This is a genomic window from Streptomyces sp. Q2, from assembly GCF_056820935.1.
Genome location: NZ_JBXEJE010000023.1, coordinates 40,921 through 54,065 on the forward strand (window position 1 = coordinate 40,921; position 13,145 = coordinate 54,065).

The 13,145-nt window shown below is 71.1% G+C and carries 10 protein-coding genes; 7 read left to right on the forward strand and 3 right to left on the reverse strand.

Going from position 1 to position 13,145, the window contains the following annotated elements; genetic code table 11:
• Positions 1-66 precede the first annotated feature (66 nt).
• Positions 67-1,536: a PucR family transcriptional regulator gene (locus ACWBNA_RS25485; RefSeq protein ID WP_482706835.1), complete on the reverse strand. Its 1,470-nt coding sequence runs from the start codon at positions 1,534-1,536 to the stop codon at positions 67-69.
• A 122-nt stretch (positions 1,537-1,658) separates the two neighbouring features.
• On the opposite strand from ACWBNA_RS25485, the gene ACWBNA_RS25490 reads away from it, so the two are divergent.
• From ACWBNA_RS25490 to ACWBNA_RS25505, 4 genes are read left to right on the forward strand one after another with little or no spacing between them, the layout of a single operon-like run.
• Complete coding sequence (locus tag ACWBNA_RS25490; RefSeq protein ID WP_482706836.1) at positions 1,659-3,122, forward strand: sodium:solute symporter family protein; 1,464 nt, start codon at positions 1,659-1,661, stop codon at positions 3,120-3,122.
• 57 nt (positions 3,123-3,179) lie between these two features.
• The gene (gene speB, locus ACWBNA_RS25495) at positions 3,180-4,148 is read left to right on the forward strand and encodes an agmatinase (RefSeq protein WP_482706837.1); all 969 of its coding nucleotides are present in this window, start codon (positions 3,180-3,182) and stop codon (positions 4,146-4,148) included.
• Positions 4,145-5,830 carry a thiamine pyrophosphate-binding protein gene (locus ACWBNA_RS25500; protein ID WP_482706838.1) on the forward strand — a complete coding sequence of 562 codons (1,686 nt, stop codon included), beginning with the start codon at positions 4,145-4,147 and terminating at the stop codon, positions 5,828-5,830. Before speB ends, ACWBNA_RS25500 begins: the two co-directional genes overlap by 4 nt.
• A 44-nt stretch (positions 5,831-5,874) precedes the next feature.
• Positions 5,875-6,876, forward strand: a complete 1,002-nt coding sequence (locus ACWBNA_RS25505) for a phosphotransferase enzyme family protein (RefSeq protein WP_482706839.1) — start codon at positions 5,875-5,877, stop codon at positions 6,874-6,876.
• Positions 6,877-6,935: 59 nt separating this feature from the next.
• On the opposite strand, the gene ACWBNA_RS25510 is transcribed toward ACWBNA_RS25505, so the two are convergent.
• A complete protein-coding gene (locus ACWBNA_RS25510; RefSeq protein WP_482706840.1) occupies positions 6,936-7,745 on the reverse strand; it encodes an endonuclease I family protein in 810 nt (269 codons plus the stop codon).
• Between the two features lie 228 nt (positions 7,746-7,973).
• Positions 7,974-10,262 carry an ArnT family glycosyltransferase gene (locus ACWBNA_RS25515; RefSeq protein ID WP_482706841.1) on the reverse strand — a complete coding sequence of 763 codons (2,289 nt, stop codon included), beginning with the start codon at positions 10,260-10,262 and terminating at the stop codon, positions 7,974-7,976.
• Positions 10,263-10,617: 355 nt separating this feature from the next.
• Here ACWBNA_RS25515 and ACWBNA_RS25520 point away from each other — a divergent pair, with 355 nt between their 5' ends.
• The 3 genes from ACWBNA_RS25520 to ACWBNA_RS25530 all read left to right on the forward strand — a co-directional run bounded on the left by ACWBNA_RS25520 (position 10,618) and on the right by ACWBNA_RS25530 (position 13,077).
• Positions 10,618-10,953, forward strand: coding sequence for a hypothetical protein (locus ACWBNA_RS25520; RefSeq protein WP_482706929.1), 336 nt, complete (start codon positions 10,618-10,620; stop codon positions 10,951-10,953).
• 194 nt (positions 10,954-11,147) lie between these two features.
• Complete coding sequence (locus ACWBNA_RS25525) at positions 11,148-11,999, forward strand: serine hydrolase (protein ID WP_482706842.1); 852 nt, start codon at positions 11,148-11,150, stop codon at positions 11,997-11,999.
• A gap of 61 nt (positions 12,000-12,060) precedes the next feature.
• A complete protein-coding gene (locus ACWBNA_RS25530; RefSeq protein WP_482706843.1) occupies positions 12,061-13,077 on the forward strand; it encodes an esterase-like activity of phytase family protein in 1,017 nt (338 codons plus the stop codon).
• Positions 13,078-13,145 lie beyond the last annotated feature (68 nt).

Below are 13,145 nucleotides of genomic sequence, written 5' to 3' on the forward strand. Positions count from 1 at the left end.
GCCGTGGGCGAACACCCTTCGTCCCGCACGCTGCGACGTGGGTCACGTGGCGGCTCCACGGCGAGGTCACAGCCGTCGCAGCGCGAACCACAGCTCCATCCGTACGTCCGGATCGTCCAGGTCCGCCGCCAGCAGTGCCGCACACCGGGCGACGCGCTGGCGCACGGTGTTGCGGTGCACGGCCAGCGCGACCGCCGTACGGTCCCAGCTGCCGTGCAGCGACAGCCAGGCGCGCAGCGTCTCGGCGAGCACGGGCGTGAGAGGTGCCAGCAGCGCCCGGGCGTGCGCCTCGGCCTCCTCCCCGGGGACCAGGTCGGCGAGGGCCGGACGGGCGCCGTGCCGGACCAGCGGGGTGCGGGTGGCCCGGGCCCGGGCCAGGGCACGGCCCGCCCGGGCGTCGGCGGACGCCCACTCGCCGGGACCGACGGCGGCGCTGACGCCCAGCGTCCAGCCCGGCTGCGGCGCCACTTCGCGATCGGCCGGCACCAGCACCCGTACGACGTCCCGCGCCAGGTCGACCAGCGGCGAGCCGAGCGACGCGCCCAGCGCGGAGGCCGCCACGGCGTCGGGAGCGTGACCGTCCGGCGCCGCGTGCACGACGACCCACCTCTCGCCGCCGAGCAGCGGTGCGACCGTCTCCGGCGCGGCCCCCAGCAGCAGCCGTACGAGCGCCGAGGACCTGGCCGCCCCGGTACCGCTCTGCTGCTCGCCGGTGAGCAGCGCGAGCAGCACGGCGGCGACGGAGGCGATGGTGTGATCGCCGGGTTCGCGGCCCGGCGCCGCCACCCCGAGCACGAACCCCTGCCCGGCACCGAGGGCGTAGGCGGCCAGACGGGTGCCGGCGGCGGTGTCGGTGGCGGTGGTGGCGGAGGCCCGCCCGGCGAGGTTGTGGGCCAGCTCGGCCAGCGCCTCGCGCACCTCCGTCGGCAGGGCGGCATCCCCCTGCCCCGCCCTCTCCGCCGCCGCGATCTTTGTCCCCTCCGGCCCGTACAGCACCGCCAGACCGCCCACGCGCTGGGCGAGTTGCCGCAGGACGGAGGGGACCGGGTCGGGACGGGAGGCCGCGGCGGCCAGGCTCTGCTGGGCCTCGGTGACGCGGCGGAGTTCGGCCAGCCGGGCCTGGGCCATCAGCTGCCAGACCGCGCGGGCCACACCGGAGAAGGTGGTCTGCGGCGGAACCTCCACCAGCGGCAGTTCGTACGCCTCGCAGGCCGCGACCAGCGCCCGCGGCACCGTGTCGTGCACCGGCGCCAGCCCGAAGCCGAGGGCCGCGCCGCCCGCCGCGACGATCCGCGAGACGTAGTCGTCGAAGTAGGTCCCGGTACCCGCCGCCTCCGGGATGTGCACCCCGGCGGTCAGCAACAGCTCGCCGCCCAGCAGGTACGGGTACGGGTCCGCCATCTCCGAGGTGTGCGCCCAGTGGATGACGACGTCCGGGTCGAAGGGGCCCGCGACCTGCCGCAGGGCGAGGTCCTCGCGGGCCAGGAGGGCCGCCAGCGGGACCGGCGGGGTGGGAGGGACGGCGGGCTCCGGCATGGTGGACGTTCCCTCCATTCGAAGCGGCTCGAATGGATGAAACGTACACTTCCGGGGCCCTTTTCGGCCACCTAGGGTCAACCCACGAACCGGCGGTACGACCACGAAGAAGGGTGGGGCCCATGGCCGTCGACTACGCGGTGATCGTCGTCTATCTGGCCGGCATGCTGGCCATGGGCTGGTGGGGCATGCGCCGCGCCAGGTCCAAGAGCGAGTTCCTGGTGGCCGGCCGCCGCCTCGGCCCCACGATGTACTGCGGCACCATGGCGGCGATCGTCCTCGGCGGCGCGTCCACCATCGGCGGCGTCGGCCTCGGCTACCAGTACGGCCTGTCCGGCGCCTGGATGGTCTTCACGATCGGCCTCGGCCTCCTGGCGCTCTCCGTCTTCTTCTCCGCCCGCATCGCCCGCCTCAAGGTCTACACGGTCTCCGAGATGCTGGACCTTCGCTACGGCGGCCGGGCCGGGGTCATCTCCGGCGTCGTCATGTGGGCGTACACCCTCATGCTCGCCGTCACGTCGACCATCGCGTACGCCACGATCTTCGACGTCCTCTTCGACATGAACCGCACGGTCGCGATCGTCCTCGGCGGTTCGATCGTCGTCGCGTACTCGACGCTCGGCGGCATGTGGTCGATCACGCTGACGGACATGGTGCAGTTCGTGGTGAAGACCATCGGCGTCCTGCTGCTGCTCCTGCCCATCGCCGTCGTGAAGGCGGGCGGCTTCGGTGAGATGAAGGCGCAGCTCCCCACGGGGTACTTCGACCCGCTGGGGATCGGCGGCGAGACGATCTTCACCTACGTGCTGATCTACACGTTCGGCATGCTCATCGGCCAGGACATCTGGCAGCGCGTGTTCACCGCGCGCAGCGACACGACGGCGAAGTGGGGCGGCACCGTCGCGGGTACCTACTGTCTCGTGTACGCCCTCGCCGGCGCCGTCATCGGTACGGCAGCCAAGGTCCTCTACCCGAACCTGGCCAACGCGGACGACGCCTTCGCCACGATCGTGAAGGACGAACTCCCCGTCGGAGTGAGGGGGTTGGTGCTGGCCGCAGCGCTCGCGGCGGTCATGTCGACCTCCTCCGGCGCGCTCATCGCCTGCGCGACCGTCGCCAACAACGACATCTGGTCGCGACTGCGAGGGGCCGCGCGGGGGCCGGAGGACGAGCACGACGAAGTCAGGGGCAACCGCGCCTTCATCCTCGTCATGGGCGTGGCGGTGATCGCCACCGCCATCGCGCTGAACAACGTCGTCGAAGCGCTGACCGTCGCCTACAACCTCCTCGTCGGCGGCCTCCTCGTCCCGATCCTCGGCGGCCTGCTGTGGAAGCGCGGCACCGTGCAGGGCGCCCTCGCCGCCGTCGTCGTCGGCGGTCTCGCGGTCGTCGGCCTGATGGCGGCCTACGGCATCCTCGCCAACGAGCCCGTGTACTACGGCCTGTTGTCGTCCCTCGCCGCGTACCTCGTCGTCTCCCTGGCGACGAAGCCCACCGACGCGGCCGTCCTCGCCGCCTGGCGCGAACGCCTCGCCGGTCACGGCACCCCCGAACTCACCCCAGAACCGGTTCCGGCTCCCCAGTAGAGTCGTCAGAAGAAGCAGTACATACGCGACGAAGCGTAGGAAAGAAGGCAGTACTCCATGAGCGGCAACGAGACACCCCGCGGCCCCGTCGACTCCTCCCGCGTCCCGCGGTACGCCGGTCCCGCGACCTTCGCCCGGCTGCCCCGCCTCGACGAGGTCGGCCGCGCCGACGTCGCCGTGGTCGGGGTGCCGTTCGACTCGGGCGTCTCGTACCGGCCCGGCGCCCGCTTCGGCGGCAACGCGATCCGCGAGGCGTCCCGGCTGCTGCGGCCCTACAACCCGGCGCAGGACGCGTCCCCCTTCGCGCTGGCGCAGGTCGCGGACGGCGGCGACATCGCGGTGAACCCGTTCGACATCCACGAGGCCGTGGACACGATCGAGGCGGCGGCCGACGAACTGCTCGGCACCGGCGCCCGTCTGATGACCCTGGGCGGCGACCACACGATCGCGCTGCCGCTGCTGCGGTCGGTCGCGAGGAAGCACGGACCGGTGGCGCTGCTGCACTTCGACGCCCACCTCGACACCTGGGACACGTACTTCGGCGCCGAGTACACGCACGGGACCCCGTTCCGGCGGGCGGTGGAGGAGGGCATCCTCGACACCTCCGCCCTCTCCCACGTCGGCACCCGCGGCCCGCTGTACGGCAAGAAGGACCTGGACGACGACGCGAAGATGGGCTTCGGCATCGTGACGTCGGCCGATGTGATGCGGCGCGGAGTCGACGAGGTCGCCGACCAGCTCCGCCAGCGCATCGGGGACCGTCCCCTCTACATCTCCATCGACATCGACTGCCTCGACCCGGCGCACGCGCCCGGCACCGGCACCCCGGAGGCGGGCGGCATGACCTCCCGCGAGCTGCTGGAGATCCTGCGCGGCCTGGCGTCCTGCAACCTGGTCTCGGCGGACGTCGTCGAGGTGGCCCCCGCGTACGATCACGCGGAGATCACGTCGGTGGCGGCATCGCACACGGCGTACGAACTGACCACGATCATGTCCCGCCAGATTGCAGAGGCCCGCGCGAAGTGACCCACGACCACGACCTGGTGCTCCGTCCGACGGCCGCCCAGACATCAGCCGCCCTGAACCCGCCCCCCGGGCGCAACGGCGGAGACCTGGTCGTGGAGACGCTGGCCGGGCTCGGCGCGACGACGGTGTTCGGCCTGCCCGGCCAGCACGCCCTCGGCATGTTCGACGCCCTGCGCCGCTCCGACCTGCGGTACATCGGCCTGCGGGTGGAGAACAACGCGGGCTTCGCGGCCGACGCGTACGGCCGGATCACCGGCGAGGCGGCCCCGCTGCTGCTGTCGACGGGGCCGGGCGCGCTGACCTCGCTCGCCGCCCTGCAGGAAGCGGCGGCGGCTTCGGCCCCCGTCCTGGCGATCAGCAGTCAGATCCCGACGGCGGGACTGGGCGGCGGCCGCCACGGCTATCTGCATGAACTGCCGGACCAGTCGGCCTCCTTCCGGGGGGTCGTGAAGTCGGTGCACACGGTCCGCGCCCAGTCGCAGATCCCGTCCGCGATCGCGGAGGCGTGGAAGTCGGCGCTGACGGCCCCGCACGGCCCGGTGTGGGTGGAGATCCCGCAGGACGTCCTGCTGGCTCAGACGTCGATCCCGGTGGTGACCGGCGGCGACGCCTTCCCCGAGGAACTGCCCCCGCGCCCCGAACTGACCGCGGTGGCGGCCGACCTGCTGTCCCGCGCCGCCCGCCCGGCGATCATCGCGGGCGGGGGAGTCGTACGGGCGGACGCGTCGGGCAAGCTGAAGCAGCTGGCGGAGAAGCTCCGGGCCCCGGTCGTGACCACCTTCGGCGGCAAGGGCGCCTTCCCCTGGAAGCACCCGCTGTCCCTCCAGTCATGGCTGGAGGACCGCCACACCACGGACCTCCTGGAGGACGCGGACGTCCTCCTCGTCATCGGCTCGGGCCTGGGCGAACTCTCCTCCAACTACCACACGTTCAAGCCCCGCGGCCGGGTCGTCCAGATCGAGGCGGACCTCGGCAAACTGGAGTCCAACCACCCGGCGCTGGGCATCCACGCGGACGCGCGCCTGGCGCTCCAGGCACTGCTGGAGACGGTCGAGCCGAGGCAGGACGAGACGGCCCACGAGCGCGTCCGGGACCTGCTCTCGCGGGTGCGTGAACGCATCGATTCCCAGGAACTCACCCTGGAACAGGACGTGTTGGCGTCCGTCCGCAAGGCGCTGCCCGCCGACTCCCCGTCCTTCTGGGACATGACGATCCTGTCCTACTGGGCCTGGTCGGCCTTCGACGCGAAGTCCCCGAACACCATGCACTCGGCCCAGGGCGCCGGCGGCCTCGGCTACGCGTTCCCCGCGGCCCTGGGCGCGGCGGCCGCCGACCCCACCCGCCCGGTGCTCGCGGTCTCCGGCGACGGCGGCGCCCTCTACTCCATCGCGGAACTGGCCACGGCCCGCCAGTACGACCTGAACGTCACCTGGCTGATCGTCGACGACGGCGGCTACGGCATCCTGCGCGAGTACATGACCGACGCCTTCGGCGAGGCGACGGCGACGGAACTGACCCGCCCGGACTTCGTGGCGCTGGCGGAGTCGTTCGGGGTGCCGGGGGTGCGTACGGCCCCCGAGACCCTGGCGGCCGACCTCGCCAAGGCGCTGGCGTCCGCCGGCCCGGCAGTGGTCGTTCTCCCGGCGGTCCTGCGGATGTTCGCACCGACGCACCTCGACTGAGATGAAACCCTGGGGGCCCGACCACGCAGCCGGAAAGGCCCCCCATGCAGAGCGCAGCCGACTTCATCGCCGACACCTACGCGCTCGGCACCGGCCCATGGACGATGACACCCGTCACCCGGGGGGCGCTGGGGCAGATCTGGAAGCTGTCGGCGCAAGAGAAGGGGACCGGCTCCTCATGGGCGGTGAAAGAGCTGCTCTTCGGCTGTGACGAGCGTCAGGTCGACCGGGAGGCGGCCCTGCGGAACGCCTCCGAGAAACTGGGGATCTCCTCGCCGCGGCTCCTGCCGAACCGCGACGGCGCGTACGTTTCCCAGCTCACGCCCTCGCTGGGCGGGTCGTACGTGAAGCTGTACGACTGGATCGAGGGCACGGAGGCAGACGGTCGTGAGCCGGCGATGCTGAGCTGGTGCGGCCGGACCCTGGCCCTGCTCCACCGCGCCGGAGCGGGCGCCGCCACCGGGGCGCCGAGTGCCTGGTACGAGCAGTGCCCCCAGGAGGCCGACTGGGAGAAACTGCACGAGGAGACCCGGCGGGCCGGGATGCCGTGGGCGGACGCGCTGGGCCGGTTCATCGCCACGTCGGCGGTGGAGTTGGCGCGGTACGTCACACCGTCGGACCCCGACGGCCTGGTGCTGTCCCATCTCGACATGCGGCCCCAGAACGTGCTGGTCGGCGCGGCCGGGCCGGTTCTCCTCGACTGGGACAACGCGGGACCGATATCGGCGGGGCGCGAACTCGCGCGTGCCGTGTACGTATGGGCGGGCGCGAACGACTTCCACGCCGAATCCGCACGGCGGTTGATGCGGGCGTACCTGGATGCCGGAGGCCCCGCAGCCGTCACGGGCCTGGACTCGTTCTCCATGCTCTTCGCGACGGACCTGAACTTCGTTCACGTACAGGCCGAGTGCGCGGTCGACCCGGCCGTGACCGACGCGCAGCGCGCGTTCGCGAGCGGTCAGGTCGTCGCTTCACTGCGGAACCTGCCGGATCCCGCCGCCGTCTCGCGACTGGCACAAGCTCTTGAAGCGGAGTGCCGTTCCTAGGAACTCGGTGGGCCCGGCCGGCCGGTCGGACGCCTGCGGCCGGGCCCCCGCGTCCCGCCCTACCAGATCGCCTCGACCCACTCCGGGTGGTCGATGAACGGGTTGCGGTTGTGCTGGTAGGTGTCGTAGATGACCTGGTTGCGCTTCTCCTCGAAGGCGCTCGGCGGGTCCGCCTCGTTCCACGCCTTGAGGACGGCGAGCTTGCCCATGTAGGGGTTGGAGCCGTTGCCGACCTTCTCGTTGGGCTCCAGGTCGGCGAAGCCGTCGTCGCCCTCGTAGCGCACGGCCATGTAGAGGATCATGCGGGCCACGTCGCCCCGGTCCGCGGTGCGCGGCGCGAAGGAGTCGGAGTCGACGGTGCTGCCGCCGCCGTTGGTGACGGCGCTGCCGCCGTTGTCGAAGTCCAGGTTGCCGCGGGTGCTGTTGACCTGGACGTCGCAGGCGCGCAGGTGGTGCAGGTCGGTGCCGGGGCCGGTGACCTCGCCGAAGTCCCCGTGGGACTTGGCCCAGGTGTGCTCGCGGTTCCAGTCGCCGACGTCACCGCCGTTGAGGGACTTGCTGCGCGAGACACCGCTGTACAGCAGGATCACGTTGTTGCTGTTGTTCGGGTCCTGGTCGGTGGCCTTGAGGGCGTTCCAGACCGCGGAGTACGAGATCTTCGTCTGGCTGCTGATGATCGTGTGCAGGGAGGACTTGAGGCTCGTCCCCGTCTTGCCGACCGCGTTCTTGTAGTACGTCGTGTCGTACGCGGTCGTCGTGGCCGCGGCCGGGGTCGCGGTCAGCGCGGGGGCGGCGAGAGCGACCATGACGGCGGAGACGGCGAGCGCCAGGGGCTTCCAGCGGCGCGTGCGTATGGGGGTCACGGGCATCGGGGGTGTCCGTTCTACGCGGGTTGAATGGAGGGGGCAATCGGGATCGTGACATGGACATGCGAGCGTGTCCATGAATCGAACATGTCGATCAGGTGACTGAAACCGGCAATTTGCCCTTTGTCTACGCGAGTTGACATACCAAAACGCCCCCGGACCGGAAGGCCAGGGGGCGTTGAGGCTTGTCGGTCGGTGTGGTGTGAGTCGGGGGAGCCGGAGCCAGTCGGATCAGTCGACGTCCGACGCGTCCAGCCGGTAGACCGTCGACTGGTTCTGCTGGTTCTGCTGGTTCTGCTGGTTCTGCTGGATCTGCGTGGACGTGTCCGAGCTGGAGTCCGTGGTGGAGGAGCTGTACTCGCTCTCCTGCACCGCCGTCCCGTTCTTCTGCACCCACTCGGTGACCTCGGAGCTGATGCCAAAGTCACCGCCCATTCCGCCTCCGCCCATGCCGCCGCCACCGAGCTGGATGTAGTGCAGTTCGCCCTTCTCCACCAGTTCCTTGAGCCTCGCGAGGGTCATCGCCTTGTCGCTGCCGGACCAGCCCCACATGGAGATGACGGGCTCGCCGCTGCTCACGATCAGCTGCGCGGCACTCTGCGAACTCGACACCGCCAGCAGCCACTTGGCGCCGTCCTGGTGCTTCTCCAGGTACGAGACGAGTTCGCTGCTCGCGCCGCCCATGTCGCCGCCGCGGCCGGTGCCGCCACCGACGGCCCCGCCGGTGCCTCCGGGAGGCGTACCGCCCGTCGCACCGGTACCGCCGGGAGCCTGGCCGCTCTGGCCGTCGCCCTGGCCGCCGGGCAGTTCACCGTTGCCGCCGCCGGGCGTCATCTGAGCCCCGCCGTCCTGCCCCGGCTGCTGACCGCCCGCCTGGCCGCCGGCCTGGCTGCCCGCCTGACCGCCCTGCTGCGTACCACCGTCCGGCATCTCACCGCCGCCGAAGCCGCCCCGCCCGCCGCCCGCGCCACCGGGGCCACCGCCCGCGCCACCGCCGAAGCCGCTGCCCGTCGACGGCCCGGCGGTCGGGTTCGTACCACCGCCCATTCCGCCTCCACCGCCCGAACCGGACGGCACCGACCAGGCGTACGCCGCCGGGCCCGCCGCCGCGGCGACGACCGCCGCGACCACCGAGGCCGCCAGCAGCCGTACCCGGTTCCCGGAGCGGAAGACGAGCAGACCCGTGATGGCCAGCGCCATGACCACCGCGATCGCCGGCCACAGCCAGGTGTTCCAGCCGGAGGCCCGGCGCAGCAGGACGACGGACCAGATCGCCGTGACCGCCAGGGCCGCCGGCAGCACCCAGGCCCAGCGCCTGTCGGCGCGGAAGGCACGCAGCAGCATGACGCCGCCGCCTCCGCACAGCGCCGCGATGCCCGGGGCGAGCGCGGTCGTGTAGTACGGGTGCATGGTGCCCTCGGCCATGGCGAACGTCAGGTAGTGCAGCGCGGTCCAGCCGCCCCACAGCACCAGCGCGGCCCGCGTCAGGTCGGTGCGCGAGGCACGGCCGCACAGGACGAGACCGCCGACGCAGGCGATCGCCGCGAAGGGGATCAGCCAGGAGATCTGGCCACCGAGGGTGTCGTTGAAGAGGCGTCCGAGTCCGGCCGTACCGGAGAAGCCTCCGCCCCCGCCGCCTCCGCCCCCGCCGTTGCCCTCGCCGCCGAAGATCCGGCCCAGGCCGTTGTAGCCCATGATCAGGTTCCAGGCGGTGCCGTCGGTCGAGCCGCCGATGTACGGCCGTTCGGACGCGGGCAGCAGGGACACGGCGGCCGCCCACCAGAAGCTGGACACGGCGAGCGCCCCGGCCGCCAGGACCAGGTGCACGACCTTCTTCTTCCAGCCGAGCCTCGACGCGTACACGTACACGGCGAAGACGGCCGGCAGGGCGATGTAACCCTGGAGCATCTTGGTGTTGAAGGCGAGCCCGAAGCACACCGCGGAGCCGATGAGCGGCAGGAGCCTGTCATTGCGGACGGCCCGAAGCGCCAGCGCCGCACCACCCACCATCAGCAACACGAGCAGCGTGTCGGGGTTGTTGTCCCGGTTGATGGCGACCGTGATCGGCGTGAGGGCCAGCACCAGCGCGGCGACGGCCGCCGCCGCGTGCCCGAACACCCGCTTCACGGACGCGTGCAGGATCCATATCGTGCCGAGCGCGGCCGCGATCACCGGCGCCATCATCTGCCAGGTGCCGTACCCGAAGATCCGGCACGACAGGCCCATGACCATCAGCGCGAAGGGCGGCTTGTCGACGGTGATGAAGTTCCCGGCGTCCAACGAGCCGAAGAACCAGGCCTTCCAGCTCTGCGTGCCGCTCAGCACGGCGGCACTGTAGAAGCTGTTCAGGCCCGAGCCGGACAGATTCCAGGCGTAGAGCACCGCCGCCAGGATCATGATCGCGACGAGCGCGGGGAGCGACCAGCGGGGCGCCTTGTCCGGAGGCGCCGCGGGCGGGACCGGCGGCGGCAGGTCGGGGGACGCGGTCGTGTGGGGGTGGGGATCGGTGGCTGATGTCACCCGTGCACGATGCATACGCCGGATGGGCGCGGACTGTGCCTTGCCTGGGGGGAGGCTGTGGATGGATGAGATACCGGTAAGAGTGTGGGGCTCGGTGCGCCGACTCGGCCATCCTGAACGCCGTTGGAGTGTCCGCGTTGCCTGCCGCGATATGCCGATGTGATGATTCGCGTCGTGGCGGATCAAGGGGAGAGTGACGCGGCACCCGGGGATATACCCAGGTCCCGCCTGTCCGATTACGTCGAGATGGCGGCACCGCCCACAGGAGCCCAGGGGCGCTCGCAGACAGATCATCCCTCGGTAGACCGATCACCGTTGTCTCAGGCATCCGACGGGCCTTCCGGGCCAGGCGCGCCTGCTTCCGTGGGCCGGTCCGGAAGGAAAGCCCTGTTATCTCGTCGGGGACGGGACCGGCTACCTCTCCCGCGTCGCCGACACCATCGAGAGTGTGCAACTCGGCATGGCGGGCGAACTCCTCGATCACGCCGCCGACATGCTCGGCGACCGCAAAGCCACCTCCGCCCAACTCCACTTCCTGGCAGCCCGCATGGCCGAGGCGCTGCGTGACGTCCACCGCATCGCCGAGAGCCGTGGCGCCCGACTCCACGCACCCGCGTACGCCGACGCATGCTGCGACGCGGACGACAGCAGCCTCCGTAGCGCCGCCGAGAGCCCCGTGCCGGGATCCTGACCGGCACACTTCCCCAGCCCGGGGGCGTACTCGGTATCTCCTGGCACGCCCTCGGGTTCCTGCCTCGGCCGGCGGGGCGGATCGGCCCACGCCTGGTAGATCCGACTGCCTCCGGTAGCGCCCCGTACATCCTTTGCCCAACGCGTTCGCCGATGCGTACAACCATTCACTCGAACTCGTGAGTCAACAGGGGCATGACTCAAGGGATATCGAGACGCGCGAGAGTGCTCGCGGCGGGCGTGGGCGCCGGTGTGCTCATCCCCGTCGTGGCCGCCGCCGCGCCCGCCGCCGCGGCCACGCCGACCGTCAGCTGTACGTCCGCCAAGGCGGGCCTCGCCGACAAGCTGAGGAAGGACATCACCGCGGCCCTCGCGACCCGCAAGGGCACGGTCGCCGTCGGTGTCTACGACCGCACCACCAAGACGACCTGCACCCTGCGCCCCTCGACGGCCTTCGACTCGGCCAGCGTGGTCAAGGTCACCGTGCTCGCCACGTTGCTGTGGGACGCGAAGAAGCACAACCGCTACCTCACCGACCGCGAGACCACGCTCGCCAAGGCCATGATCACCAAGTCGGACAACGCCGCGACCAGCACACTGTGGAAGCAGCTGGGCCTGACGAAGATCAAGGGCTTCCTCACCGCGGCCGGGATGACGCAGACGAAACCCGGCGCGAACGGCTACTGGGGTCTGACCCAGATCACCGTCACCGACGAGCAGAAGCTCCTCAAGCTCGTCACCGCGAAGAACACGGTCCTGAGCGACAACTCCCGTGCCTACATCCTCAAGCTGATGGGCCAGGTCATCTCCTCGCAGCGCTGGGGAACGCCGTACGGGGTGCCGTCCGGGGTCTCCGTCGCCGTCAAGAACGGCTGGCTGGAGCGGGCCACCAACGGCTGGCGGGTGCACAGCGTCGGCGCGTTCAAGGGCAACGGCCACGACTACATGATCACGGTGCTCACGCACGGCAACAGCACCATGAACTACGGCGTCACGACCATCCAGGGCGTCGCCAAGGTCGTCCACAGGGATCTCGCCGCGAGCTGAGGCCACGATGCTTCACGAGCCGGTCTCCCGCCCGTCACCGGCCCGTCCTACCGTGACCTCCATGCGCCTGAGAACCGTACTCGCCACCACCTCCGCGGCCCTGGCGGCGGCCACTTGCCTGACCGCCGCCGGTCCCGCCCACGCCGTCACGAACGCCTGTTCCCCGTCCGTCTCCATCGACCGCTTCTCCGACGCGCTCGACAAGACGACGTACGACGGCACCTTCGTCGGCAACCTCTCCGCGCTCGCCGTGGACAAGGACGGCTCGCTGGCCGCCCTCTCCGACCGGTCGTCCCTGTTCGACCTGGACGCGAAGACACTCCAGCCCGAGGGCGTCGTCCCGCTCGCCGACGAGAACGGCGCCGCCCTCGACTCCGAGGGCCTGGTCGTCGAAGGTGACGGCACCCGGCTGATCACCTCCGAGACCGAACCGTCCATACGTCGCTACAGCCCCGAGGGCAGGATTCTCGACCGCCTCCCCGTCCCGCCCGCCCTCCAGGTCGCCCCGGCCGGCCGGGCCGTCTCCAACGGCACCTTCGAGGGGCTGACGATGCTCCCCGGCGCTCGCACCCTTCTCGCGTCGATGGAGTACGCCCTCTCCGGCGACAGCGCGGGCATCGTCCGCTTCCAGACCTGGCAGCGGACGAAGGGCGGGCACTTCGAGCTCGGCGCCCAGTACGCCTACCGCAGCGACACCGGCCTCGGCGTCCCCGAGGTCCAGGCCACGCCCGACGGCCGCCTCCTCGTCCTGGAGCGCGGCTTCACCTCCGGCGTCGGCAACACCGTCCGCCTCTACCTGGCCGACCCGCGGCGGGCGACCGACACCAGCGGTATCGAGAACCTGACGGGCCAGGACGGCGTACGCCTGATCAAGAAGACCCTGCTCACGGACATCGCGGCCTGCCCGACCCTGGGCGCCACCGCGAAGCAGCCCCAGCCGAACCCGCTCCTCGACAACATCGAGGGCATGGCGATCACGGGCCGGGACAAGGGCGCCCTGAAGGTGCTCCTGGTCAGCGACGACAACCAGAACCCGGTACAGACGACCCGCTTCTACTACCTGCGGGTACGCGTCTGACCTCCTCTACCTGCGGGTGCGCGTCCGACCGCTTCCCTCCCGTTTTGTTGCGGAGGGATGAAATCCGC

Excerpts from the sequence above, each read along its gene's own strand:
- ACWBNA_RS25530 (WP_482706843.1), top strand. The coding sequence starts at position 12,061 with ATGCGCCTGAGAACCGTACTCGCCACCACCTCCGCGGCCCTGGCGGCG.
- ACWBNA_RS25505 (WP_482706839.1), top strand. The coding sequence starts at position 5,875 with ATGCAGAGCGCAGCCGACTTCATCGCCGACACCTACGCGCTCGGCACC.
- ACWBNA_RS25485 (WP_482706835.1), bottom strand. The coding sequence starts at position 1,536 with ATGCCGGAGCCCGCCGTCCCTCCCACCCCGCCGGTCCCGCTGGCGGCC.
- speB (WP_482706837.1), top strand. The coding sequence starts at position 3,180 with ATGAGCGGCAACGAGACACCCCGCGGCCCCGTCGACTCCTCCCGCGTC.
- ACWBNA_RS25525 (WP_482706842.1), top strand. The coding sequence starts at position 11,148 with ATGACTCAAGGGATATCGAGACGCGCGAGAGTGCTCGCGGCGGGCGTG.
- ACWBNA_RS25510 (WP_482706840.1), bottom strand. The coding sequence starts at position 7,745 with ATGCCCGTGACCCCCATACGCACGCGCCGCTGGAAGCCCCTGGCGCTC.
- ACWBNA_RS25490 (WP_482706836.1), top strand. The coding sequence starts at position 1,659 with ATGGCCGTCGACTACGCGGTGATCGTCGTCTATCTGGCCGGCATGCTG.